Annotated in this window: 21 protein-coding genes and 5 tRNA genes; 7 read left to right on the top strand and 19 right to left on the bottom strand. The window is 70.4% G+C overall.

The window, feature by feature from the left end; all coding sequences use genetic code 11:
- Positions 1 to 8: 8 nt before the first annotated feature.
- Positions 9 to 965 carry a pseudouridine-5'-phosphate glycosidase gene (locus FM051_RS00440; protein WP_238412010.1) on the top strand — a complete coding sequence of 319 codons (957 nt, stop codon included), beginning with the start codon at positions 9 to 11 and terminating at the stop codon, positions 963 to 965.
- Positions 965 to 1933 carry a ribose-phosphate diphosphokinase gene (locus tag FM051_RS00435; protein WP_158839415.1) on the top strand — a complete coding sequence of 323 codons (969 nt, stop codon included), beginning with the start codon at positions 965 to 967 and terminating at the stop codon, positions 1931 to 1933. Before FM051_RS00440 ends, FM051_RS00435 begins: the two co-directional genes overlap by 1 nt.
- Before the next feature lie 238 nt (positions 1934 to 2171).
- Here FM051_RS00435 and FM051_RS00430 read toward each other — a convergent pair whose 3' ends face one another.
- The 4 genes from FM051_RS00430 to FM051_RS00420 are packed head-to-tail and all read right to left on the bottom strand — an operon-like array spanning position 2172 to position 4781.
- Positions 2172 to 2945 carry a class I SAM-dependent methyltransferase gene (locus FM051_RS00430; RefSeq protein ID WP_158839413.1) on the bottom strand — a complete coding sequence of 258 codons (774 nt, stop codon included), beginning with the start codon at positions 2943 to 2945 and terminating at the stop codon, positions 2172 to 2174.
- 14 nt (positions 2946 to 2959) lie between these two features.
- Positions 2960 to 3940 carry an EamA family transporter gene (locus tag FM051_RS00425; protein WP_158839411.1) on the bottom strand — a complete coding sequence of 327 codons (981 nt, stop codon included), beginning with the start codon at positions 3938 to 3940 and terminating at the stop codon, positions 2960 to 2962.
- Positions 3937 to 4080, bottom strand: a complete 144-nt coding sequence (locus FM051_RS53870; protein WP_420803559.1) for a uracil phosphoribosyltransferase — start codon at positions 4078 to 4080, stop codon at positions 3937 to 3939. The genes FM051_RS00425 and FM051_RS53870 overlap by 4 nt, the downstream gene beginning before the upstream one ends.
- Positions 4081 to 4136: 56 nt before the next feature.
- Complete coding sequence (locus FM051_RS00420; protein ID WP_238412008.1) at positions 4137 to 4781, bottom strand: mycothiol-dependent nitroreductase Rv2466c family protein; 645 nt, start codon at positions 4779 to 4781, stop codon at positions 4137 to 4139.
- Positions 4782 to 4973: 192 nt separating this feature from the next.
- On the opposite strand from FM051_RS00420, the gene FM051_RS00415 reads away from it, so the two are divergent.
- Complete coding sequence (locus FM051_RS00415) at positions 4974 to 5843, top strand: LysR family transcriptional regulator (protein ID WP_158839409.1); 870 nt, start codon at positions 4974 to 4976, stop codon at positions 5841 to 5843.
- Positions 5844 to 5845: 2 nt separating this feature from the next.
- On the opposite strand, the gene FM051_RS00410 is transcribed toward FM051_RS00415, so the two are convergent.
- The 7 genes from FM051_RS00410 to FM051_RS00380 all read right to left on the bottom strand — a co-directional run bounded on the left by FM051_RS00410 (position 5846) and on the right by FM051_RS00380 (position 9870).
- Positions 5846 to 5928, bottom strand: a tRNA-Leu gene (locus FM051_RS00410).
- A 4-nt stretch (positions 5929 to 5932) separates the two neighbouring features.
- Positions 5933 to 6005 (bottom strand) — tRNA-Gln (locus FM051_RS00405).
- Between the two features lie 19 nt (positions 6006 to 6024).
- Positions 6025 to 6097 (bottom strand) — tRNA-Gln (locus FM051_RS00400).
- Positions 6098 to 6104: 7 nt separating this feature from the next.
- A tRNA-Leu gene (locus FM051_RS00395) sits at positions 6105 to 6177 on the bottom strand.
- 10 nt (positions 6178 to 6187) lie between these two features.
- Positions 6188 to 6261, bottom strand: a tRNA-Leu gene (locus tag FM051_RS00390).
- 307 nt (positions 6262 to 6568) lie between these two features.
- Positions 6569 to 8383: an ABC transporter permease subunit gene (locus tag FM051_RS00385; protein WP_238412006.1), complete on the bottom strand. Its 1815-nt coding sequence runs from the start codon at positions 8381 to 8383 to the stop codon at positions 6569 to 6571.
- Positions 8380 to 9870, bottom strand: coding sequence for an ABC transporter substrate-binding protein (locus FM051_RS00380; protein ID WP_158839407.1), 1491 nt, complete (start codon positions 9868 to 9870; stop codon positions 8380 to 8382). The genes FM051_RS00385 and FM051_RS00380 overlap by 4 nt, the downstream gene beginning before the upstream one ends.
- Before the next feature lie 164 nt (positions 9871 to 10034).
- On the opposite strand from FM051_RS00380, the gene FM051_RS00375 reads away from it, so the two are divergent.
- Positions 10035 to 10682, top strand: coding sequence for a pentapeptide repeat-containing protein (locus FM051_RS00375; protein ID WP_158839405.1), 648 nt, complete (start codon positions 10035 to 10037; stop codon positions 10680 to 10682).
- A 1-nt stretch (position 10683) separates the two neighbouring features.
- On the opposite strand, the gene FM051_RS00370 is transcribed toward FM051_RS00375, so the two are convergent.
- Both FM051_RS00370 and FM051_RS00365 read right to left on the bottom strand, forming a co-directional pair.
- Entirely contained in the window at positions 10684 to 12408 is a 1725-nt protein-coding gene (locus tag FM051_RS00370) for a sensor histidine kinase (protein WP_158839403.1), read from the bottom strand.
- A complete protein-coding gene (locus FM051_RS00365) occupies positions 12405 to 13070 on the bottom strand; it encodes a response regulator transcription factor (protein ID WP_158840010.1) in 666 nt (221 codons plus the stop codon). The genes FM051_RS00370 and FM051_RS00365 overlap by 4 nt, the downstream gene beginning before the upstream one ends.
- Before the next feature lie 79 nt (positions 13071 to 13149).
- Between FM051_RS00365 and FM051_RS00360 the strand changes: the two genes are divergently transcribed.
- On the top strand, positions 13150 to 13959 hold the full coding sequence (locus tag FM051_RS00360; RefSeq protein WP_158839401.1) for a DUF3152 domain-containing protein: 810 nt from the start codon (positions 13150 to 13152) through the stop codon (positions 13957 to 13959).
- A 130-nt stretch (positions 13960 to 14089) separates the two neighbouring features.
- Here FM051_RS00360 and FM051_RS00355 read toward each other — a convergent pair whose 3' ends face one another.
- The 4 genes from FM051_RS00355 to FM051_RS00340 form a co-directional block, all read right to left on the bottom strand.
- Positions 14090 to 15247 (bottom strand): S1 family peptidase, encoded by a 1158-nt coding sequence (locus FM051_RS00355; RefSeq protein WP_238412004.1) that lies wholly within the window; start codon positions 15245 to 15247, stop codon positions 14090 to 14092.
- A 32-nt stretch (positions 15248 to 15279) separates the two neighbouring features.
- Positions 15280 to 15447, bottom strand: a complete 168-nt coding sequence (locus tag FM051_RS00350) for a hypothetical protein (protein ID WP_158839399.1) — start codon at positions 15445 to 15447, stop codon at positions 15280 to 15282.
- Positions 15448 to 15710: 263 nt separating this feature from the next.
- A complete protein-coding gene (locus tag FM051_RS00345) occupies positions 15711 to 17075 on the bottom strand; it encodes a serine hydrolase domain-containing protein (protein WP_158839397.1) in 1365 nt (454 codons plus the stop codon).
- 86 nt (positions 17076 to 17161) lie between these two features.
- The gene (locus FM051_RS00340) at positions 17162 to 17335 is read right to left on the bottom strand and encodes a hypothetical protein (protein WP_158839395.1); all 174 of its coding nucleotides are present in this window, start codon (positions 17333 to 17335) and stop codon (positions 17162 to 17164) included.
- Between the two features lie 103 nt (positions 17336 to 17438).
- Here FM051_RS00340 and FM051_RS00335 point away from each other — a divergent pair, with 103 nt between their 5' ends.
- Complete coding sequence (locus FM051_RS00335; RefSeq protein WP_158839393.1) at positions 17439 to 18053, top strand: class I SAM-dependent methyltransferase; 615 nt, start codon at positions 17439 to 17441, stop codon at positions 18051 to 18053.
- A 72-nt stretch (positions 18054 to 18125) separates the two neighbouring features.
- Here the strand turns inward: FM051_RS00335 and FM051_RS00330 are convergent, their stop codons facing one another.
- Entirely contained in the window at positions 18126 to 18845 is a 720-nt protein-coding gene (locus tag FM051_RS00330) for an SDR family NAD(P)-dependent oxidoreductase (RefSeq protein ID WP_158839391.1), read from the bottom strand.
- A 137-nt stretch (positions 18846 to 18982) separates the two neighbouring features.
- Positions 18983 to 20257, bottom strand: coding sequence for an RICIN domain-containing protein (locus FM051_RS00325; RefSeq protein ID WP_158839389.1), 1275 nt, complete (start codon positions 20255 to 20257; stop codon positions 18983 to 18985).
- Between the two features lie 141 nt (positions 20258 to 20398).
- Between FM051_RS00325 and FM051_RS51380 the strand changes: the two genes are divergently transcribed.
- The gene (locus FM051_RS51380; protein ID WP_158839387.1) at positions 20399 to 23641 is read left to right on the top strand and encodes a glycoside hydrolase family 3 C-terminal domain-containing protein; all 3243 of its coding nucleotides are present in this window, start codon (positions 20399 to 20401) and stop codon (positions 23639 to 23641) included.
- Positions 23642 to 23770 lie beyond the last annotated feature (129 nt).

Here is a 23770-nt window from a genome sequence, read left to right as displayed (position 1 = left end):
TGATGGCTGTGACGACTACGACCTCCCTTCCGCACGAGAACATCCCGCTCGTCTTCAGTGACGAGGTGGCCGACGCGATCGACGAAGGCCGTCCGGTGGTGGCGCTGGAGTCCAACGTCATCACCCACGGCCTGCCGTACCCGGAGAACGCCGCGACCGCCCGGAAGGTCGAGGGGGCCGTCCGGTCGGGCGGTGCCGTCCCGGCCACGATCGCCGTGGAGAGCGGCAAGATCGTGGTCGGCATGACCGACGCCGACATCGAGCGGTTCGCCTCGACGCCGGACATCCCCAAGGTCAGCAGCAGGGACATGCCGGTGGTCCTGGCGCAGGGGCGGATGGGCGCGCTGACGGTCGCCTCCTCCGTGGTGGCGGCCGAGCTCGCGGGCATCCCGTTCTTCTCCTCGGCCGGGATCGGCGGGGTGCACCGGGGCGCGGAGAAGACCATGGACGTGTCCTCCGACCTGATCCAGTTCACCCGCTCCAAGGTCGCGGTGGTGTGCGCCGGTGCGAAGAAGATCCTGGACCTGGGCCTGACACTGGAGTACCTGGAGACCCAGTGCGTGCCGGTGGTCTCGTACCGGTCCGACGACTTCCCCGCGTTCTACTGCGTGTCCAGCGGTTTCCGCAGCCCGATGCGGCTGGACGACGACGAGGTGATCGCCCGGTCCATCGAGAACCACTGGGCGCTGGGCAACAACAGCTCGTTCCTGATCACCACACCGGTCCGGCCGGAGGAGGCGATCGACAGCGACGAGGTCGACGCGGCCATCGCCGAGGCCGTGGTCGCCGCCGAGCGGGACGGCATCCGCGGCCAGGCGATCACGAAGTACCTGATGCGCGCGGTCGACGCGGCCACCGGAGGCCGCTCGTCCAAGGCGAACACGGCCGTGCTCATCAGCACGGCCGAGGTCGGCGGCAGGCTCGCCGCGGCCCATGCCAAGTACCGCAAGGAGGCGTCGGGCTGATGCCGGCGGACACCAAGAACCTGATGCTGTTCGCCGGGCGCAGTCACCCCGAGCTGGCCGAGGAGGTGGCCAAGCACCTGGACGTGGCGCTGACACCGCAGTCGGTGTACGACTTCGCCAACGGCGAGATCTTCGTCCGGTTCGAGGAATCGGTGCGCGGCAGCGACGCGTTCGTCATCCAGAGCCACTGCGCGCCGATCAACAAGTGGCTCGTGGAACAACTGATCATGGTGGACACGCTGAAACGCGCCAGCGCCAAGCGGATCACCGTGATCATGCCGTTCTACGCCTACTCCCGGCAGGACAAGAAGCACCGCGGCCGGGAGCCGATCTCGGCCCGGCTGATCGCCGACCTGTTCAAGACCGCGGGCGCGAACCGGATCATGACCGTCGACCTGCACACCGCCCAGATCCAGGGCTTCTTCGACGGCCCGGTGGACCACCTGTTCGCGCAGCACCTGCTGGCCGAGTACGTCAACGACAAGTACGGCGACGCCGACATCACCGTGGTCTCCCCCGACTCCGGGCGGACCAAGCTGGCCGAGAAGTGGGCCGACCACCTGGGCGGCCGGCCGATCGCGTTCATCCACAAGACCCGCGACCCGCTGCGACCCAACGAGGTCGTCGCCAACCGCGTCGTGGGTGAGGTCAAGGGCCGCACCTGCGTGGTGATCGACGACATGGTCGACACCGGCAGCACCATCGCCAAGGCGGTCCGCCAGATGCTGGACGAGGGCGCCGTCGACGTGATCATCGCGGCCACCCACGGCGTGCTGTCCAACCAGGCAACCGACCTGCTGGCCGATTCCGGCGCCCGCGAGGTGATCGTCACCAACACCTTGCCGATCCCGGCGGAGAAGCGGTTCCCCAAGCTGACCGTGCTGTCCATCGCCCCACTGCTGGCCAAGGCGATCCACGAGGTCTTCGAGGACGGCTCGGTCACCAGTCTCTTCGACGGAGACGCATAACCGGTAGGCCACGGGCAACCGGTGCCGCGAGGTTGTCGCTGTCAGGGGCCGTGAGGGCGGAGTCCTCGTGACTTGACCTGTCGGGTTGCGCGAGCAGCCCGGCACCGACGGTCACGAGGACTCCGCCCAGCCGCATGCTCTTCCTTCCCAGCTCTCGGGACTCTCCGCACACACGACGGGGGTGGGCAACCGCGCATCCCGCCCGGTTGCCCACCGCTCACCCGCCGCCGTGGGAGGGCTATTCCGCACCCGGCTCCAGGTCCGCCGCCGTACGGGTCCCGACGAGAAAGCCCGTGTTCGGGTTGCTCCGGTAGTTGTTCCAGAAGGCGTCGCCGAAGCGCTGCACGGACTCCTCGGGAACCTCGGGAACGTGCCAGCCGTACGAGGTGAAGCCGGCCGCCGACAGGCACTCCGCGAGCGCCTCCTGGGTCCAGCGCGACGTCGTGATCGTCGAGGTCTCGTTGGCGCCGATGAGGTCCATGGTCACGGCGCCACGGTCCTCGAACAGGGTCTCGGACACCACCCGGATCCCGTATGCGTCCAACTCGGGCCCGTGCGGGTCGAAGTCGGGCGACACGGTGACCGCGACGAACCGGCCCCCCGGAACGAGATTGCGGTGGATTCCGCGCAGCATCGCCGTCAACTCGTCCTTGGTCGTCGCGTAATTGAGCAACCAGACCGCGCTCACCAGGTCGAACTTGCCTAACGTCGGCAGGTCCACGGCGTCACCCACGTGGTAGGTGATGCCCAGCGGCTGCTCGTCCTCGGTTTTCCTCGCCAGGTCGACCATGACGGGCGACAGGTCGACACCGACCACCTCCCGCGCACCCGCCTGCTTGATCAGCCGGGTGTAGTGCCCGTGCCCGCAGGCGAGGTCGAGGACACTGGCGTCCTTCAGCTCGCCCAGGTTCTTGAAGACGTTGTACTGCTCCGGGCCGGAGAGCGGCGCGGTGTCCTTGAAGTCAGTGTACTTGTCGCCGATCTTGGCGTACTGGTCGTTCTGGGTTGTCATCGCATACGTCCTCTCTACTGACGCAGTCGTCGGTCGACCGCGGGCTCGTCTTCCGCTGTCCGCGGTGACGTCGGTTCGGGTACTGCGGGGTTGTCACTGTCAGGAGGGTCGTGGGGGTCGGTCGCCCGCGGCTTGACCGGTCGGGGTTGCGCGAGCAGCACGGCAGTGAGGATCACGAGGATCCCGACCAGTTGCAGAATCGACAACGTCTCGTCCCGGAACACATATCCGAGGAGGGTTGCGACGATCGGACTGCACAGGGCGAGGAAGGAGATCGCCAGTACCGGCAACCTCTCGATCCCGCGGAACCAGATCACATAACTGATGACCGCGCCCAGGAAGATGAGATAGACGAACCCGATGACGTTGGTTCCGGTGATGGTGCTCGGCAGCCCTTCGACGGTCACCATGAAGGGCAACGACACGAGTCCGCCTGCGACCAACTGCCAGCCGGTGAAGGGAAGCAGCCCCACCCCGTCCGGGCGTCCCCACAGTTTGGTCAGCGAGATGCCGAAAGCCAGGCAGGCCGCCGCGCCCAGTGACGCCAGCACACCGACGAAATCCAGTGCCACCGCCCCTCTGAACGCGACCAGCACGACACCGACCACCCCGAGGACGCAGGCCACCACGTGCGCGAACCGAATTTTGTCCTTGAAGAGCAGCGCCCCCAGGACCAGTGCGATCATCGGCTGTATCGCCATGATGATGGCTGCCACACCGCCCGGTAGGCGATAGGCCGCGACGAACATCAGGAAGTTGAACGCGCCGATGTTGAGCGCTCCGACCGCCAGGGTGCGCCACAGCCATATCCCGGTCGGCAGCTTGCGGGAGAAGAAGGCCAGCAGGATCAGGCCCGCGGGAAGCGTCCGCACGGTGGTGGCCAGCAGCGGGCGGTCCGGCGGCAAAAACTCGGTCGTCACCAGGTAGACGCTTCCCCAGACCGCCGGTGCCAGCGCCGTCACACCCGAGGTGAGGAGTTGGTGGCCGCTCTTCATGCCGCGCCGCCCTCCGTGCCGAAGTACCCGTCGCCGGAGTCACCGGCGCCGGGCAACATGTATGCGTTCACGTTCGACCATTCCTTGATAGCGGAGGTCACTACCCGCAGCTCCGAATAGCGGTTACCGACGGCGGCGATACGCCCAGGCGGGGTCGCCCACCCGTGTAGTGCGGCGACAAGCCCGCCCGGGTGCGCTAGTCGAAGACGGGGTCGCGGGTGCGGTTGCGCTTGAGTTCGAAAAAGCCGTCGGTGCCTGCCACGGCGAGGACACCGTCCCAGAGGCGGCCGGCGGCCTCGCCTCGCGGGGCGGGGGAGACTACCGGCCCGAAGAACGCGATGCGTTCACCGTCGGAACCAGGGACGTGGATGACGGGAGTGCCGACGTCGGGGCCGACGGGGTCCATGCCGGCGTGGTGACTCTCGCGCAGCGCCTTGTCGTATTCGGGATCGTCCGCCGCCTCGATGAGCTCTGCCGGCAGATCGGAATCGGCGAGGGCGGCGAGCATCATGTCCCGCCCCAAGCCGGCCTTCTCGTGGTGAATCCGGGTTCCCATGGCGATGTAGAGCGGTCGCAGCACCTCGGGACCGTGCTGCTGCTCGGCCGCGATGCAAACGCGCACCGGCCCCCAGCCCTCGATCATCCCCCGCTTGTACTTCTCCGGCACTTCCCGCCCCTCGTTGAGCACCGAGAGGCTCATCACGTGAAAACGCAGTTCGATGGATCGCACCTGTTCGACCTCCAGCAGCCAACTGGTGGTGATCCACGCCCACGGACAGCGTGGATCGAACCACGTATCAGCGACGCTGGTCGCCTGCCGCATTGATGGCGTGCTGTTCATGATCGGTTCGTCCTCACGTTGGAGACCTGCGGAACTCGGGAGACGGTGCGAGGCGGATTTCCCCGGGAACACCACTGCCGGCTTCGCCGGGAACCCTCTGTGCTCGACCCGCCACATCGCAGTCTCACGGGAATCGATCAATGAGTCCAACACATGTTGGTCACCCCATCGATCTCGATGCAAGATAGATCCATGGAGCTCCAGCAGATGCGCTACGTCATCGCCGTCGCCGAGACGAACAGCTTCACCCGGGCCGCCGAACGGTGTCTGGTCGTCCAGTCCGCGCTCAGCCACCAGATCGCGCGCCTGGAACGGGAACTGGGCGCGAAGCTCTTCGAGCGCACCAGCCGCCGGGTGCGGCTGACAGCGGCCGGTGCGGCGTTCCTCCCCGCCGCCCGTCAGTGCCTGGACGCCGCCGAGCGCGCAGTGGTCGAGGTCGCCGCGGCTGTCGGCGAGGTGCGCGGACGGCTCGCCGTCGGCCTGATCCCCACCGTCGCCGCGGTCGACATCCCGGGTGCCCTGCGCGAGTTCCGCCGGCGGTACCCGTACGTGCGCATCAGCCTGCGCGTGGGCGCGAGCGAGGACCTCGTCGACCAGGTCAAGGAAGGAGCCATCGAAGTGGCCTTCCTCGGGATGCCGACCACAGCGCGACTCGAAGGGGTCAACGCCCGTGAGCTCGCCCGTGACCGACTCGTCGCCGTGGTCGCGCCGGACCACCCCCTCGCCGGAGAACCGGCGGTCGACCTCCGCAGGCTCTCCTCCGAGGTGTTCGTGGACTTGCCGGCCAAGACGGCCGGACGCACCCAATCCGACCTGGCCTTCTCAGCCGCCGGTCTCAACCGCGACGTCGTCTTCGAGGTGACCAGCGCAGACCTCATAGCCCGCCTGGTGGAGCAGGGTTTAGGCGTCGCGATGTTCCCCTCCGCCTACGTGCCCCAGCTCACCGGCGTGACCACCATCGAGGTCACCGACGCCCCGGCCCGCGTCGAGTACATCATCTGGAGCCGCGTCAGCCGCACGCCCGCGGCGACGGCCTTCCTCGGCATCCTCGACATGCTGTGAAGTGCCCCTGGCAGGAGTCGAACCTGCACACCGCTGCCGGTACGCGGGTTTGAGCCGCGCGCGTCTCCCGTTCCGCCACAGGGGCCTTGCTGCCCGTCGAGGGTTCGAACCTCGGTCTCCGCGGTCAGAACGCGGTGTCCGTGCCAACTGGACCAACGGGCACCGGGTGGTGCTCGGGCAGCTCCCGGTCCAGGGTTCGAACCTGGGCTGGACGGATCCAAAATCCGCCGTGCTGCCGACTACACCAACCGGGATCGTGCGTGCCCCCACCAGGATTCGAACCCGGACCGGACGCGTTCTGAGCGCGTTGCCTCTTCCGTTGGGCTACAGGGGCTGGGAACTCGTGCGGTTCCGGGGAGTCGAACCCCGACTGGACTGGCCCTCGACCAGACGCCTCTACCGATTGGGCTAGAACCGCGTACGACGCAGGAGAAAAACGATTTCAGGGTGCGGGAAACAAAGAAGCCGCCCGGATCGGTCTCCCGATGGGCGGCTCCCTCGACATGACGAGAATTACGTCATCATGGGGAGTCCGCGCAGCTCGGCAGCGCCTGCTGCCACGTGAGGTCGAGCCGGAGCCGGTCGGCGAGGGAACACACGGCGACGTTCGCGGCGCTTTGCCGCAAGCGCTGCAACCCTCGCTTCCGCATGTCCGCCATGACTCCCGCCCTTTCGCTGTGGTGTGCCGCAAGCATGCACGTCGCCCGCCGGGGAATGCAACGCTTTTATCGACCCGACATTCGCACCGGATACGCACGTCCGCCGGTGACCAGACGGCGGCCCCGGTGCCGCACGGCCCGTCGATCCCCGGTCGGAGGCGTTGGCAGGGTGGACAGCGAGACCGCCAGCGTCGCCAGGAACAGCAGCATCGCCGTCGGAGCGAGAGCCGCCCACGGGGCGCGTTCCAGGTACGGCAGGGACTCCGCCAGCATCAGGCCCCACTCCGGCGCGGGTGGCTGGGCGCCCAACCCCAGGAAACCCAACGACGCGAGCGCCAACGCGATGCCGGGCAGCCGCAGGACGGCGTGCCGGGCGACCGGGCCCGCCACCGCCGGCAGGACGTGACGGGTCAGGATCCACGTCGGCCCGGCCCCGAGCGCACGCAGGGCTTCGATGTGGGTGGTGGCTCTGATTTCCTGCACCAGGGCCGCCGCGTGGGAGGCGAGCGCCGGCCACGAGACCAGGGCGACCGCGATGGACGCGCCGACCGGGCCGGGGCCGACGATCGCCGCCACCAGAATGCCCGCGATCACCGGCGGTACGGCGTTCGCGGTCTCGGCGGCGCCCTCGGCCAGGCCCGGCAGGAAGCCGATGGCCATGGCCACCACGAACGAGACCAGGCACACGAGCAGCGTGACGGCGAGCGTCGCCGCCGCCCCGTGCCCCACCCTGGCCAGCACGTCACGTCCCAGCGAATCGGTGCCCAACGGGTGCGCCCAACTCGGCGGCGAAAGCCGGGCGACGGCGTTCAGCCGCAACGGCTCCCCCAGCAGGCCCCAGCAGATGACGGCCGCCGGCACGGCGGCGCTGACCGCCACGACCACGCGGTGCAGCCGCCCCGCGGGAACCCGCACCGGCGGCGGTGCGGACAGCGCGGCGTCACGCAGCGCCGGCCCGAGCATCCGACGCCGGACACCGGCCACGAGCACCCCGCCCACCAACCCGAGCAGCACGAGCGCCAGCACGGAACCTTGCAGCAGCGGCAGGTCCTGGGACTCGGCGGAACCCAACGCGGTGCGGCCGAGGCCCGGCACGGCGAACACCACCTCCACCGCCACCGCTCCCCCGGTCAGCCCGACCGCGACCAGCCCGAACTGCGGTAGCACGGCGGGCAACGCCCGGCGCACCGCGGCCCGTCCGATGACGGCGGGCGAACACCCCCAGGACCGCCACAACACCACCCACCGCTCCTCGAAGACTGCGGGCAGCGCGTCGTCCACCAGCCGTCCCAGGACGCCGCCCGCCGGGATGCCCAACGCCAACGCCGGGAGCACCAGGTGCTGCGGCCCCTGCCAGCCGTAAGGCGGGAGCCAGCCCAGCCACACCGACAGCACCACCAGCAACAGCGTGGCGAGCAGGAACTCGGGCAGCCCCGCGAGCACGGCCGCCACCGCACCGGTGCCCCCGCGCGCAGTCCCCCGCGCACCCCGCACCAACGTCGACGCGCACAGCCCACCAGCCAGCAGCAGCGCGACGACCAGCGCCGCGCCCATCAACGTCAGCGACACACCCAACGCCGCCAGCACGCCGGGCAGCACCTCCGCGCCGTCGACCCACGACCGGCCGAGGTCTCCGCGCAGCACACCGCCCAGCCAGTCGCCGAACAACGCCACCGGACCGGCGTCCAGGCCGAGTTCGCGGCGCACGGACTCCAGCGCCTCCACCGTCGGCTCCTGCTCGGCGGAACGGGCGCGCAGCACCGACAGCGCCGGGTCGCGTCCGGACAGCCAGGGCAGCAGCCCGATCACGGCGACGACGGCGGCGAGCCCACCGGCGCGGGCGATCAGCACGCCCGCGCGGGCCGACGACAGCGCGGTCACCGCAGCCGGGTCGCGGACGTGATCAACGTCCTCTCACGCGGGTCCTTGGCCGCGTCGACCACCGAGGTCGCGTCACCCTGGATGACGCGTTCGTGCAGCATCGGGATCGCGGCGTCGGTCTTCAGCACCGCCGCCTCGGCCGCCAGGATCGCCGCACGGCGCTGGTCGCCCGCCTCGGTGGCGGAGGCCTTCTTCACGGCGGCGTCCACGTCACCGTCGCACAGCTGGGCGATGTTGAACGAGCCCTCGCAGGTGAAGTCGGACTGCAGGTACGCGACGGGGTCACCGGAGTCGAGCACGGTCGCCCTGGACAGGATGAACGCGTCGAACTTCCCGGCGAGCGCGTCCTCCTCGACGTGCGCGTACTCGCGGACGACCTGGGTCACGGTGAAACCGGCGTCCTCCAGCTGCTGTTGCAGCACCGAGGCGACCTCGGGCAGTTCGGCGCGGTCCGAGAAGGTGGCGAGGGTGATCGCGGTGCCCTTCGGGGCGGCGCCGGGCGTGCGGGTCACCGCGGTACGCCCCTCGGCGGCCCAGGGCAGCGCGGGCCCGAGCAGTCCGGCGGCGACGTCGGCCCGGTTCTCGTACACGCCGCCGACGATCTCCTCCGGGTTGATCGCCTCACGTACGGCGGCACGCAAACCCCGGTCCTGGAACGGTCCCGCCTTCGTGTTCAGGTACAGGGTGTTGGTGCGCGGCATCGGCACTTCGGTGATCGTCGCCGGGTCGAGCAGCGAGGCCTGCGAGACCGGCACGGCCTCCGCGATGTGCGCTTCGCCGCTGCGGATCGCGGCGGCGCGGGCGGTGCCGTCGGGCACGAACGAGACGTCGATGCCCGCGGCGTTGGCCTTCGTCCCCCAGTAGCCGTCGTAGCGGTCGAGCGTGGCCGTCGTCGTCCCGTTCACCGCGACCAGCTTGAACGGACCGGTGCCCGTGCCGACCGGGTCGACCTTCCCGTCCGCGCGGTAAGCGCTCTCGGCGAGGATCGCGAGCTGCGGCGAGGACAGGCGTTGCGGCACCAGCGGGTCGGAGGCGCCGGTGGTGACGACCACCTTGTCCCCCGACGTCTGCGCGGTCAGCTGCACGCCGTCGAGGATGCGCGGCTTGGGCGACGCGGCGGTGGCGCGGGTGAGGGTGTTGGTGACGGCCGCCGGGGTCAACGCGCTGCCGTCGTGGAAGGTCACCCCCTGGCGGATGGTGAACTCCCAGGCGTTGTCGGACGTCCGCTTCCACCCGGTGGCGAGGCCGGGCTGCGCGTTGCCGTCCGCGTCGAGGGTGACCAGCGTTTCCGCGGTGGACCAGCGCGAGAGCTTGAAGGCGTCGTCGCTGAACGGCGTCAGGCCGGAACGCGGGGGTTGCAGCATCGCGAGCTTGATCCGCCCACCGGACGGGTCCGCGGTCGCCCCGTTCTGGGCGGCGAAGCACCCGGTCAGCAGGAGGGCACAGGCGGCCGCGACAGCGGCGGACAGGGGAATGCGATGGCGCACGGGTCGTCCAAGGGTCGGGTGACGGAACCCCGTGAACCTAGCAAGATGGTTATCGTTTCCATATGCGTGTGTGCGCACCGCCACGCGGTCGAGTACCGACCGTCATCGATCGACCACAGACCGCGTCACCGGCGTAAACCACGCGGTTCGTTACGATCGACCGCATGCTGGAACCCAGGGCCCTGGCGGACCTGCCCTTCGCCTCGTACCTCGAAGACCACGAGGACCTGGAGCCCGGCGGCGACTACAACGTCGCCCACTTCTCCGACCGCGAGTTCCCGGCGCCCGCGGCGGGCAACGCGAGGTTCAGCGAATCGGCGCTCTCCACCGTCAGGATCACCGACGGGTCGCTCCGACGGGCCCGGTTCAACGACGTCTGGCTGCACGGGGTCCAGGTCATGGGGACCGACCTGGCGGAAACCGGTTGGCTCGACGCGGAAATCGTGAACACCGCCTTCGCCGGGGTGGCGATGTTCGAGTCCGGGATGAGCCGGGTGACGTTCTTCGGCTGCAAGCTGGTCTCGGTCAACCTGCGCGGCGCCACGCTGCGCGACGTCACCTTCGTGAACAGCATCCTGCGCGACGTGGACTTCACCGAAGCGGAACTCACCAACGTCTCGTTCCCCGGCTCGACGCTCGAGGACATCCGGTTCGAGCAGGTGAAGCTGAAGAAGGTGGACCTGCGCGACGCCGCCGAGCTGGGCATCCGCAACGGCTGCGACTCGCTCCGGGGCGCGACGATCAGCTTCACCCAGGCGCTGGACCTGGCCCCGGTGTTCGCCCAGACGCTCGGCATCACCGTCAAGGACTGACTCACGGCGTGGGCAACGTGATGCGGAACGTCGAGCCCGCACCGGGTTCGCTCGTCACCGACACCGTCCCGCCGTGCGCCTCCACCAGGTGCCGGGTGATCGCCAGCCCCAGGCCGCTGCCGCCGGTCGTGCGGCTGCGGGACTTGTCGGCCCGCCAGAACCGGTCGAACACGTGCGGCAGGTCGTCCGGCGCGATGCCGACGCCGGTGTCGACCACCTCGATCACGACCCCCTGGTCGAGCCTGCCCTCGACGGACACCGTGCCGCCCGCCGGCGTGTAGCGGATCGCGTTGGTGACCAGGTTCTCCACCGCCTGGCGCAGCCGCACCGGGTCGGCGACCAGGAACAGCTCCCCCTCGGTCCGCGCGGTGACGGTGACCTCGCGGTTCGTCGCGTGCGCGGCCACCACCTGCTCGACCACGTCGGCCGCGTCGATCGGCTCCGCGTGCAGGCGCAACGTGCCCGCGTCGGCCTGCGCCAGGTCGTGCAGGTCGTCCACGAGGCGTTGCAGCACGAGCGATTCCTCCAACAGCAGCGCCACCAGCCGCTGGTCGGTCGCCGCGACACCGTCCTGGGCCGCCTCCAGCCACCCGGTGACGTTGCTCAACGGCGTGCGCAGCTCGTGCGCGACGTCGCCCACCAGCGCCTGCCGTTGCCGCTCGGTGTCGGCGAGCTTGGCCGACATCGTGTTGAACGACCGGGCCAGCCCGCCGATCTCGCCCTTGGCCGCCGTCACCCGGACCTCCCGGTCGCCCGCGCCCATCCGCCGGGTGGCGGCGGTGAGCGCGCGGATCGGCCGGACCAGGTGGTTCGCCGTCAGCCAGGAGGCGAGCCCGGCCAGGGCGAGGATGCCGAGCGCCGTCCACGTGATGCGGGTGACGCCCGCCGTGGACAGGTCGACCGTCGGCGGTTCCGCTCCGGTCGGGGCGGTCAGGAACATCAGGGCGGGCGGCGCGACGTACTGGGTGAGCTGTTCCCGTCGTGCGGAGGCCAGGCACGCGGCCTCCTCGGGCGTCTCGTGCACCCGTGGCGAGCGGTACCACTCGGGCGTGGTGAGGTTCATCCACGGCAAGGGGGACAGCTCGATGTTCGAGCGACTGAGGCAGTCCTGGAGCAACTCGATCAGTTCGCCGCTCGCCTTCCGCTCCGTCTCCGTCGGCTCGTACAGCAGCTCGTCGACCTCGCAGTCCGCGAACTGCGTCCTCGGGTTCTGCCGCACCAGCACCGGACGTCCGCTCGGCTCCATGACGACGGTCCGCCCGTCGCAATCGGCGACCATCTGTGCCCGTGCGCGCAGGTTGTCGCTCTCCTCCCGGGTGAGCTTGAACGGGCCGACGGCGCGCGGGTCGATCTCGTCCACCTCGACGGGTTTGAGCACCGGATTCACGTTCAGCGGATCGACCACCACGGTGGGGTTGACCGGGAGCTGCGGTGAGCCCTCGTCACCGGAGTCCGCGATGGTCGTGCGGTCCCACGTGGTCAACGCGATCCGCCGGCCGGTCTCCCGCGCGATGGTGTCCACTGTGGACTGAACGTCCGACCAGCGCGGGTTGACCGCCGCGTACCCGAGCAGCCGGTCGTAGATCGAGGCGTCGGTGGCCAGTGCCTCGCCCTGCTCCTGCCGGATGCTGCCGGTGGTGGTCTGGGTGGCGAGCCAGGCGGTGACGGCGATCGACGAGCCGGCGATCAGCAGCGACACCGCGAAGAAGCGGAAGAGCAGACTCATACGAGCTTGTACCCGATCCCGTAGACGGTCAGCAGCCGACGCGGGCGGCGCGGGTCCTGCTCGATCTTGCGGCGCAGCTTGACGATGTGCACGTCCACGGTCCGCTCGGTGGTGAAGCCGTCCTGGAGCAGTTGGCCTCGGGTGAACACGCGGTGCGGCTGGGCGGCCAGCGTAGACAGCAGGCGGAACTCCATCGGTGTCAGGCTCACCGGCTCGCCCGCCAACGTGACCTCGTGCCGGATCGGGTCGACCACCATGTCGCCGACCGTCAGCACGGCGGCGTTCGTGGAGCGGGCGTGTCCGGCGCGGCGCAGGATCGTGCGTACCCGCGCGACGAGTTGGCGCGGCCGGAACGGCTTGGTCACGTAGTCGTCCGCGCCCAGGTCGAACCCGAGCAGCACGTCGTCCTCGGCCGACCGCGCGGTGAGCAGCACGATCGGCACGTCCGAATCGGCGCGCAGCACGCGGACCACGTCCAGCCCGTCCACCGCGGGCATCATCACGTCCAGCACCAGCAGGTCCGGGTTGCGCCTGCGCGCCTCGTCGATCGCGGACCGGCCGTCGTGCACGACCACCACCGAGTGCCCGTCGTGCTCGAGGTAGCGGCGGACGAGTTCGGCCTGGTGGGGGTTGTCCTCGGCGACGAGGATGTGGGCGCACACGACCGCGAGTATGCCGACCTTCACGGCCATCGAGCAGGACGACAACAGGTTCTTCACACTTCTTCTCGATCTTGGGGGCATGAAGGTCCGCACGGTCCTGCTCGCCTGCGCCGTCACCGCTCTGGTGTTGACCAGCTTCCAGCTCGCGGGTGAACGCACCACCGCCCAGTCCGCTGTCACCACCACCCAGGCGACCACCACGACTGCTCCCCCGACAACGACAACGACAACGACAACGACAACGACCACCACCACGACCAAGCGGATCTACGCGTCCAGTTCCGACCTGCCCGACGGCGACCCGATCCCGGCGGACGGCAGCGGGACGTTCCACGCCGTGCCAGGCTCGTCGCCGGTCGTCGGGACGGGGTACGTGCGCACGTACGCGGTGGAGGTCGAGGACGGCGTGGTGTTCGACGAGGAGGCGTTCGGCGAGTTCGTGCAGGAGACGCTGTCCGACCCGCGCGGCTGGACGAAACGCGGTGACGTGGCGTTCCGGCGGGTGTCCGGGCAGGCGGCCATCCGCATTCGGCTGACCTCGCAGAACACCGCCCGCGCGGTGTGCGGCTACGAGATCCCGGTGGACGTGTCCTGCCGCAACGGCGGCCTGGTGCACCTCAGCGCGGCCCGCTGGGTGCGTGGCGCGGTCGCGTTCGACGGCGACCTGACCTCGTACCGCCGTTACGTGGTCAACCACGAGGTCGGGCACGCGCTGGGTGAAGGCCACCGGCCCTGTGCGGCGCACGGCGGGCTCGCGCCGGTGATGATGCAGCAGACGTTCAGCACGTCGAACGACGAGGTCGCCACCATCATCGCGGGCGTGCCGCAGGGCGTGGTGATCCCGGTGGACGGCAAGGTGTGCCGTCCCAACGGGTGGCCGTTCCCCTGAGAGAAAGCGGACGACGAGGGTTCGCCGCGGTGGAGATCCTGAACGCGGGAAGTCCGGTGATCCTGGTGATCACCGGGCTTCCCGCATCGGATCTCCACTCCACCGCGGCGCAGTGCCGGGTGTGGTCGTGTCAGCGACGCGGTTGGAGTTCGATCCGTTCGGCGATCTCGACCTGGAGCAGGCTTCGCACGTCCTCGTAGTGGTTGAGGATGGTGACGGCACCGCTGCCGGCGAACAACAGGCCGACGGCGTTGTTGTCCAGGTCGGTGACGAGGCTGCCGGAGTCGCCGCCGGCGGACATGGCGGTGGTGACGACCTGGTTGAGGAACCGGGCCACTCGGCCGCCGTCGTAGTTGACCTCGACGGTGGCGTTGGTGACGAGCACCCGCCCGGTGGTGCAGTTGGTGGTGCGGCCGGTCTTGCGGACCAGGTCACCTGCTCGCAGCCCGCCCTTGCGCACCCAGGCCCGCGGGGCGCCGTTGAAGTAGATCTCGCGGCTGGCGATGTCGAAGGTGCACTCGGCGATCGCGGCGTCGACCAGGTTGCGGTGCTGGTCGCGCGGGATCGGCGGGTCGAACTGGATCGGCACGAACCGGGACAGGGTCGCGATCCGGTCGGCCGGGTCGGTGCCGCCGTCGAAGGTGCCTGGCTGGACGATGGCGCTGCCGATCGCCGCGGCGTTGGACGCGGCCAGCACGTGGTTGTTGGACAGCACGTAGAACCGCTGTGGCACGCCGATGCCCACGGTGGGCGGGTTGGCGCCGGCACCGGGCAGGAAGTCGTACACGACGCCGCCGAGGGTGCCTGCGGTGACCGCGGTGTTGCCGATGGAGAACCCGGACGGGCAGGGCCGCATCCGGCGCGTCAGCGCCATCGGCGCGACCTCGGGTGCGACCCGGGCCACCGGCGGTGCGGCCACCAGGTCCTCGCGGCGGAACCCGTCCACCAGGGTGGGCGACAACTCGAACGCCGCGCGTCCGGCCTGCGGTGCGAGGGTGCGCTGGGCGACCAGGTCACCGACGGCCAGCACGTCGGTGGGCATGTCCTCGAGCTGCTCCGGGATCTTGTCGCGGTCGATCAGATCTTCCTGGGGCACCTTGTGCCGGACCAGAACCACCACCGACGTGTCCCCGGTGGGTTCGTTCTCACGCCACTTCACCCCGAGTCCGAACCCGACCACGTTCGCCCGCGGCCCGGCCGGGTTCAACAGCTGGTCGGCGATGTTGTACTGCGCGTCCGCGCCGAGGTGTGCACCTTCAGGCAGTTTCATCCGTTCTTGCTCGAACATGAGCATGCTCCATCACCATTGAGGAGGAAGATCTATCCCTGTGCGTCGATCTCGCCGGTGAGGATAATGTCGATCGGGTAACCCTCGATCCGCTCCGGAATGAGCGCGCGATCGTCGTCGTTGGCCACGAACACCTGGATCGCGGCACGCCCGGCCTCGGTCGTGTCCGCCACACCGACAACGCCGGGCAACGCGAGCAACTCGTCCTCGTGTCTGACACGAACGTCGTGAACGGTTGACATATTCGGTCGACCCCCACACCCCTTAACCGGACTGTGATCGACGAACATCCACGCTAAGCCCGTCCGATCCATGACCACAAGACCGCCGCATTGTCTCTTTCGGGTGGTCGCAGCCAAACCTGGATCTTCGTGGTTGTGCCGGCCTGGTTTCGGTTCGATGCCCGACGAAACGCGCGCCACGCTCCTCCTGCCCGCCGGGCAATACATCCGAAAAGGACACTTCACCGCCGGCCGTGATCCACCTTGGGCGCCGCACGCATGCCGAAGTGCAGGTAGGGCGAACCGTCGGGCAGCGAGTAGAAGAGCACCGGCAGCCACGGTTCGTGTTCGTTGCGCCGTCCGGCGAACAGGCACTCGTCCAGCGGCACGAGGTCCAGGTGGATCACCGGGTTGATCTGGGCGAGCTCGCCGGTGTTCTCGCCGCGCAGGTGCAGCACGCCGTCGCGGTCGGTCACCTCGACGTCGTAGCCCTCGCGCAGGTACCGGCCGACGTGCCGGGTGACGTCCACCGCGGGCGGCTCGGCCGGTGGGGCGAAACGCGGCACGGCGACGCCGGCGTGCTCGGTCAGCAGTTCGGTGAACAGCCGTTGGCAGACCTCGGCGGGCACGCCGCCGTTGGTGAGCAGCGCGACCGCGACCCTGGCCTCCGGCACCACCCGCAGGTACGCCTTCTGCCCGATCGTCGCGCCGTCGTGACCGATGACGCGGCCACCGGGCCAGTCGTAGAGGACCCAGCCGAGGCCCCATTGCGAACCGAAAGCCTCTCGGACCGGCACGTCCACCTGCGGTTGGCGCATGGCGGCCACGTGTTCGACGCCGAGGATCCGCGTGCCGTCCGGCGCCCGGCCGCCGTCCAGGTGCAGGCGGGCGAAGCGGACGACGTCGGCGGCGGTGGCGTTGATGGTCCCGGCCGGGCCCGCGGAGCGGTTGAGACCCCACACGGGTGCGGGCACTTGTTCCTCACCGGGTTCCCCGATGTGCCCCAGGGCCGCGCGGAACCTCAGCACGTCGTCGGGCAGGGTCATCGTGCTGTGCGCGCCCAGCGGGATGAGGAGGCGTTCCCGCAGCGCGACGTCCCAGACCTGACCGGTGAGCACTTCGATGATCCGGCCGAGCACGGTGAACCCGCTGTTGCAGTACGACATCGTGACGCCCGGCGGGTGGTTCTGGCCGAGCCCGGCGCACGCCGCGACGTACGCGGCCAGGCAGTCGTCCCCGCGCCCGGTGTCGTAGAAGAAGTCACCGTCGATACCGCTGGTGTGGCACAGCAGCTGGCGGGTGGTGACGGTCTTCGTGGCGACGGGGTCGGCAACGGCGAACTCCGGCAGCACGGAGACCACCGGCGCGTCGAGGTCCAGCCTGCCTTCGGCGACCAGCTGCATGATCAGGGTCGAGGTGTAGAGCTTGGTGATCGAGCCGATCTGGAACAACGAGTCCGTGGTGGCCTCGACACCGGTGCCGCGGTGCAGCACTCCGGTCGCGCACTCGTGGATCTCGCCGTCGACCAGCACGGCCAGCGAAGCGCCGGGTACCTGGTGCGCCTCGCACAGCTCCGTGAGTCTGTGCTGCCAATGGTCGATGTTCATCGCCTGCTCCCCCCGGATGGCGCGACAACCGTCGTGCTTGACACGCTACCGATCACGGCAAGGAGTTGTCCTCGGACCAGGTGCAGTCAGGGGTCGGTAATCGCCGAAGCGCCGTCGGCCGGCGCTCCCATCGTGCCGACCCGCCCGCCGCCGTACACGACCTCGATCCCGCGCTCGGCCGACGTGCGGCCGACCTGCCCGGCGACCTCGACATGCCGCACCCGTCCGCTGGACGAGCCGCAGAACACGCACACCCGCATGCACCCACGGTGGTGACGGTGAAGCGCGACAGCGGGCCGTGTTCAGCCGTTCGTGCCAGGGTTCGGCGACGATGAACCGGCCGCGCCCCTCGGGAGGACCGCTGTGGACGAGCACCTTCGCGCCAAGTGGAACAAGTACGCGCCCAGGTACGACCGCGACGTCGACCTGTTCGAGCGGCTCCAGTTCGGCGGCGGCCGGGAGTGGGTGTGCTCGCGGGCCGAGGGCGACGTGCTGGAAGTCGCCATCGGCACCGGCCTCAACCTGCCGCACTACCCGCCCGGCGTCCGGGTGACCGGCCTCGACTTCAGCCCCGCCATGCTCGACCGGGCCCGCGCCCGTGCCGCCGAACTCGGCCTCGACGTCACCCTGCGCGAGGGTGACGCCCAGGCCCTCCCGTTCGCCGACGCGTCGTTCGACACCGTCGTCTGCACGCTCGGGCTGTGCGGCGTCCCCGACGACCGCGCCGCGATCGCCGAGATGCACCGGGTGCTGCGCCCGGGAGGCAAGCTCCTGCTCCTCGACCACGTCGGCAGCGACCGCACACCGGTCAACCTGGTCCAGCGCCTGCTCGACAAGATCACCGTGCGGATGCTCGGCGACCACCAGACCCGCCGCCCGCTGCCGCTCGTCCGCGAGGCCGGCTTCACCGTGCAGCGCAGCGAACGCCTCAAGCTCGGCACCGTCGAACGCCTCGCCGCCGTCAAACCGACCGCCTAGCACGGCGAGAACGCCGTGGCGCGTGGTGAACACGCGACCACGTGCCACGGCGTTCTACCGGCCGGTCGGGGGTCAGCGGCCCAGGCCGGCGCCCCCGTTGACGCCGATGACCTGGCCGGTGATGTGGCCCGCTTCCGGTGACGTCAGGAACGTGACCGCGGCGGCGACGTCGACCGGCTTGCCGGTGCGGCCGTTGGCGGGGTGGCCGACGAGTTTCCTGCGTCGTTCCTCGGACAGCGTGCCGCCGAAGAACTCGGTCTCCTCGGTGACACCGGGCGCGACGACGTTGACCGTGATGCCCCGACCGCCCAACCCGAACGCCAGGTCCGCGGTCCACGCCTCGATCGCCGCTTTCGCCGCGCCGTAACTCGCCGAACCGCGACGGGCCGCGATGGAGCCCATCGTCACCACCCTGGCGTCGTCGGCCAGGCGCGGTTCGAGGGCAGTGGTCACCAGCACGGCGCTGAGCACGTTGGCCTCGAAGTTCGCCAGCCACAGCTCGCGCACGTCCGCCAACCCCTCCGGCGCGGGACGGCGGCGGGCCGTGTTGCCGCCCGCGTTGTTGACCAGCACGTCAACGCGTTCGGGCAACTCCGCCAACGCCGCCTGGACCTGCGCCGGGTCGGCGGCGTCGAACACCACCGGCCGTGCGCCGATCTCCGCCGCGGCGGCGGTGAGGACGTCCGCGCGCCTGCCGGTGACCACGACGTCCAGGCCCTGCTTGACCAATTCGGCCGCCACCGCCTTGCCGATACCCGTCCCGCCACCGGTCACGACTGCTGTTCTCGTCATGTCATGGTCATATCAGCGGGATTCACGCGGGTCGATCCGCTCCTCGGCCCAATGATTCCCGCGAATGTTCACATTTGTGACCACGCTCAATTTCGAGGGAAAGCGGAGTCGACCGGCTGAAAGGCTCCCGGCGAAAGTCAGGCGGGTTCGACGTCCCAGATCTGGTTCGCCGAGGGACCGACCGGTTGCTGGACGACCGGCGCGCCCGCGGCGCCGCTCACGGACAGCGCCAACCCGGAGTGCGCGAACACGAACCGGTAGCCGGCGGTGGGGTTGCCGCGCACGCGCAGGGTCTGGTTGACGCCGCCCAGGCGTTGGAACTGGATCGCCTGCACGCCCGCGACCGGGCTCGACTCGGGCAGGTCGAGCGACTTGTCGCTGTGGCTCGCGACCAGCTCCCAGCCCTGCGGGTTGGCCTCGAACCGCCACCGCTGGTTCGGCGTTCCGGTGTGCGGCCAGCCGATGATCGGCGCGGCGTCGGCCGTCGACGCGTTCTCCACGGCCAACTCCAGCCCCGTGGCCCGGTTGCGCACGGTGTGGTGGCTGCCCGTCACCGGCCACGACTCGGCCGGGTCGTCCGCCGGCAGCGGCACGACCAGGTCGCCGACCCACCCCGCGTCGGCGCGGTACTGGCGGCTCAGCAGCCCGTCGTAGAACCCGCCCGGCGGCGGGCAGTTCACCGCTCCGTTCGGGCAGATGTCGACGTCGTGCACCGCGTAGGTCTGGAACGCCGCCCGCTTGAACGCCGCGTCGCCCGCGTCCAGGTTGGCGGGCTCGTCGCGGATCGTGTAGTCGCGGTAGTAGACGACCTCCGGTGTCGACGGCACGTCCGGCAACGCGGTCCGCACCAGCCGTGCCGTGGCGACGTGGTCGCGGTGGAAGTAGAAGTCCTCCAACGGTCGCCCGGACGTGTGCTGACCGTGCAGGTCCGCGGTCGGGTCGGTGGTGCGGACGACGTCCGGCGCGAAGTCCGCGATCACCGCGCGCAGGTAGTCGACCAGCTTCGCGCGGTCGGTCGTCTGGGCGGGCGCGTGGTCGAGCGGACGGCCGGTCGACGTCTGGTTGCGCGCGTACAGCAGCCACAGGCGGTTGGGTGGCGCGGTGGCGTTGTCCGGCAGGCGGTTCTCCAGGATCGACACGCGTGCGCCCAACGTCCAGAGCGTGGCCGAGAGGTTCCCGCACGAGTACGCGTGCGAACGCCACGGCGTGCCGGTCATGCCCGCGGCGAACGCATAGACCTCGCGGACACCCAGTTCCCGCTCCTGCATGTACGTCGGATACGTGTGGTAGTCCGACGCCACCAGGAATACCGTGCGCACGACAGCCCCGTCGCGGAGATCCGTCAGCAAATCCGGGCTTAAGAACAACAGGTCGTCGTCGTGGTGCGCCACGACGTTCAGCACCCTGGCCATTCATCCTCCTGGGTTGAGTTTTGCGCCTTGTGGTTGATGTCGTTCGAATGGCGGTCGGTGTTAGAAGATCACCGATCTACCGTGGATCGGGGCCCACCGGCGAACATGCCGACGCGGTCCGCACCGACGCAAGGGGGCGTCATGCGGCGGAGGGAACGTCGAACCACGGCCTTGGTCCGCATCGCGGCCGCGCTGGCGTTGATCGCCACGGCCTGCGCGAGCCCGGCGCAGGAGGCCGTCGCGCAACCGCCGGCCTGGCGTGACGCGGCGGTTCCGCTGGAGCAGCGGGTGAACATCCTGCTGCCGCAGCTGACCCTGGACGAGCAGGTGCAGTTGCTGCGCGGGATCACCACACCGGCGGGTGAGCACGCGGTCGGTTACGTGGCGGGCGTGCCGCGGTTGGGCATCCCGCCGTTGCGGCTCACCGACGGGCCCGCGGGCGTCCGGGACGGCCTGCCCGCGACCGCGATGCCCGCGCCGGTGTCGATGGCCGCCACCTTCGACCGCGCGCTGGCCGCCGAGGCGGGCGATCTGGTCGGCCGCGAGGTCAAGGCGCGCGGCTACCAGGTGCTGTACTCGCCGATGGTCAACATCGTCCGGATACCGCAGGGCGGGCGGAACTTCGAGACCTACGGCGAGGACCCGCACCTGGCCGGGCAGTTGGCCGCGAGCTACGTCGCGGGCGTGCAGCGGCAACGGGTCGCCGCCCAGGTCAAGCACGTGGCGGCGAACAACCAGGAGGACGGCAGGCTCTTCATGTCGTCCGCCGTCGACGACCGGACGCTGCGCGAGATCTACCTGCCGGCGTTCGAGACCGCCGTCCGGCAGGGCGGCGCCTGGTCGGCGATGTGCGCCTACAACCAGGTCAACGGCGCGTGGGCGTGCGAGAGCTTCCCGCTGCTCAACGACATCATCCGCGACCGGTGGGGTTTCGACGGCGCGGTGGGCTCGGACTACCCGGCCACGCACTCCGGCGTGCGGTCCGCGTTGGCCGGTCTGGACCAGGAGTTCGGCGGGTCGACGCACTACGCGGGCCTCGCCGACGCCGTGCGGTCCGGCGCCCTGGCGCGTGCCGCGTTGGAGGAGAACGTGCGGCGGGTGCTGCGGCTGATGATCCGCACCGGCCTGCTCGACGGCGATCCGCGTCCGGTGGTGGACCCGGCCGCGCACGCGGCGGTCGCGCGCAGGCAGGCCGCGGCGGGCACGGTGCTGCTGAAGAACGACCGCTCGCTGCTGCCGTTGACACCTGGGACCGCACGGACCGTCGCGGTGTCCGGCTGGTACGCCGACATCGCGCACACCGGCGGCAAGGGCAGCTCGTACGTGACGCCGTACCCGGAGCACACGGTGAAACCGCTCGACGGCCTGCGCGCCCGCGTCGGCGAGGGCCTGACCTACACGCCGGGCGCGCGGCCGTCGCCGTTCCCCGTGCCGCCGGACGTGTTCTCCGACCTGCGCGCCGACTACTTCGCCAACCACGACCTCGCCGGCGCGCCGGTGGCGTCCGCCGCGCACGGTTCGATCGACTTCGACTGGGCGCTCGGCGCACCCGCGCCGAACGTGCCCGCGGACCACTGGTCGGCCCGCTGGACCGGCACCCTGACCGTGCCCGTGACCGGCGCCTACGACCTGGCCCTCACCAGCGACGACGGCAGCCGCGTCTACCTCGACGGCAACCTGGTCGTGGACAACTGGGGCGATCACGACACGCAGACCCGGTCCGCGCCGATCACCTTGCAGGGCGGTGCGCGACACCGGGTCCAGGTCGAGTACTACGACGCGGCGGGCAAGGCCGGGCTCCGCTTCGGCTGGTTCACGCCGGCCGCCGCGGACCCGGAGCTGCAACGGGCGGTGGACGCGGCGCGGGCCGCCGACGTGGCCGTGGTCGTCGTCGGCGACGACAGCACCGAAGGCGCGGACCGCCCGTCGATCGACCTGCCCGGCAACCAGGACGAGCTGGTCGCGGCGATCACCACGGCCAACCCGGACACCGTCGTGGTGCTGGAGACCGGCGGCCCGGTGACCATGCCGTGGTTACCGGCCGCGCAGACCGTGGTGGAGAGCTGGTACCCCGGCGAGCAGGGCGGGCACGCGTTGGCGGACGTGCTGTTCGGCGCGGCGGAGCCCGGCGGGCGGCTGCCGGTGACGTTCCCGACCGGCCTCGGCGCGACCCCGATCAGCTCGCCCGCCCAGTACCCCGGCGCGGGCGGCGTCTACGACTACTCGGAACGGCTCCGGGTCGGCTACCGCTGGTACGACGCCACCGGCACCACGCCGCTGTTCCCGTTCGGGCACGGCCTGTCCTACACGACGTTCCGCTACGGCGGCCTGGCCGTGACGTCGTCCGGTGACGAGGTGACGGTGTCGTTCGACGTGACCAACACGGGCGGGCGCGCGGGCTCGGCGGTGCCGCAGGTGTACGTGGGCCACCCGGCCGACGCCGGTGAACCGCCCCGGCAGCTGCGCGGGTTCACCAAGGTCGGCCTGGCCGCCGGCGCCACCACGCGGGTGTCGGTCGACCTCGACCGGCGGTCGTTCGCGATCTGGGACCCGGCCGAGCGGTCGTTCCGGGTGCCGCCCGGCTCGCACACGATCGCCGTGGGCGAGTCGTCCCGCGACATCCGGCTCACCGGCGCGGTGGACCGGCAGGCCGAGCGGGTTCCCAACGGCGCCACCGGACAGGTGGTCAACGCCGGGTCGTGCCTCGACGTGGCCGACGCGGACGACGCCGCCGGCACGCCCGTGCAGCTGTGGAGTTGCAACGGCACGGCGGCGCAGCGGTGGACCGTGACGCCGGAGGGGACGGTGCGCGCGCTGGGCCGGTGCCTGGCGCCGTCCGGTGACGCGGTCGTGCTGGCCGACTGCGCCGGGCAGCGCTGGACGGTGGCGGACGGCGGTCCGCTCAGGTCCGGTGACCGGTGCCTCGACTCGTCCGGCGGCGCGCTGCGGCTCGCGCCGTGCGCGGGTGGTGCGGCGCAGACCTGGCAGCCGCCGCGTCCCGCCGACCGGGTGACCGGCATCGCCGGCAAGTGCGTCGACGTGGACGGGGCCAACACCGGGAACGGGACGGTCGTCTGGCTGTTCGACTGCAACGGCACGGGCGCGCAGGACTGGAAACTCGACGCGGACGGGTCGTTGCGCGCGTTGGGCAAGTGCATGGACGTCACCAACGGGTGGACCGATCCCGGCACGCCGGTGCAGTTGTGGGACTGCAACGGGACGGCCGCGCAGCAATGGCGTGCCGCGCCGGGCGGCGCGCTGGTGAACATCGAGTCCGGCCGTTGCCTGGACGCGCGGAACGGGTTCTCGGACAACTTCACCCGGTTGCAGATCTGGGATTGCAACGGCACCGCGGCCCAAACGTGGGTCCTACCGCGCCGCTGATCGCGGTTCGCGGTTCGCACCGCCGGTCAATCCGGTTCGACGGCCGGATCGTCGAATGCGTTCGATTGATTTGTCGAACCGCGCGCCGGTATGCCGTCGAACACATCGACGGCATACCGCGAAGTCCGC

Source organism: Saccharothrix deserti (assembly GCF_009769385.1).
GTDB classification, from domain to species: Bacteria; Actinomycetota; Actinomycetes; order Mycobacteriales; family Pseudonocardiaceae; genus Actinosynnema; species Actinosynnema deserti.
Note: the sequence above shows the minus strand (reverse complement) of the source record. Positions and strands in the feature narration are given on the sequence as shown.

Coding starts and splice junctions, on each gene's coding strand:
- FM051_RS00435 (WP_158839415.1), top strand. CDS start 965: ATGCCGGCGGACACCAAGAACCTGATGCTGTTCGCCGGGCGCAGTCAC.
- FM051_RS00420 (WP_238412008.1), bottom strand. CDS start 4,781: ATGAACAGCACGCCATCAATGCGGCAGGCGACCAGCGTCGCTGATACG.
- FM051_RS00360 (WP_158839401.1), top strand. CDS start 13,150: ATGAAGGTCCGCACGGTCCTGCTCGCCTGCGCCGTCACCGCTCTGGTG.
- FM051_RS00370 (WP_158839403.1), bottom strand. CDS start 12,408: ATGAGTCTGCTCTTCCGCTTCTTCGCGGTGTCGCTGCTGATCGCCGGC.
- FM051_RS00430 (WP_158839413.1), bottom strand. CDS start 2,945: ATGACAACCCAGAACGACCAGTACGCCAAGATCGGCGACAAGTACACT.
- FM051_RS00415 (WP_158839409.1), top strand. CDS start 4,974: ATGGAGCTCCAGCAGATGCGCTACGTCATCGCCGTCGCCGAGACGAAC.
- FM051_RS00340 (WP_158839395.1), bottom strand. CDS start 17,335: ATGCGGGTGTGCGTGTTCTGCGGCTCGTCCAGCGGACGGGTGCGGCAT.
- FM051_RS00345 (WP_158839397.1), bottom strand. CDS start 17,075: ATGAACATCGACCATTGGCAGCACAGACTCACGGAGCTGTGCGAGGCG.
- FM051_RS00325 (WP_158839389.1), bottom strand. CDS start 20,257: ATGGCCAGGGTGCTGAACGTCGTGGCGCACCACGACGACGACCTGTTG.
- FM051_RS00375 (WP_158839405.1), top strand. CDS start 10,035: ATGCTGGAACCCAGGGCCCTGGCGGACCTGCCCTTCGCCTCGTACCTC.
- FM051_RS00355 (WP_238412004.1), bottom strand. CDS start 15,247: ATGTTCGAGCAAGAACGGATGAAACTGCCTGAAGGTGCACACCTCGGC.
- FM051_RS00330 (WP_158839391.1), bottom strand. CDS start 18,845: ATGACGAGAACAGCAGTCGTGACCGGTGGCGGGACGGGTATCGGCAAG.
- FM051_RS00425 (WP_158839411.1), bottom strand. CDS start 3,940: ATGAAGAGCGGCCACCAACTCCTCACCTCGGGTGTGACGGCGCTGGCA.
- FM051_RS51380 (WP_158839387.1), top strand. CDS start 20,399: ATGCGGCGGAGGGAACGTCGAACCACGGCCTTGGTCCGCATCGCGGCC.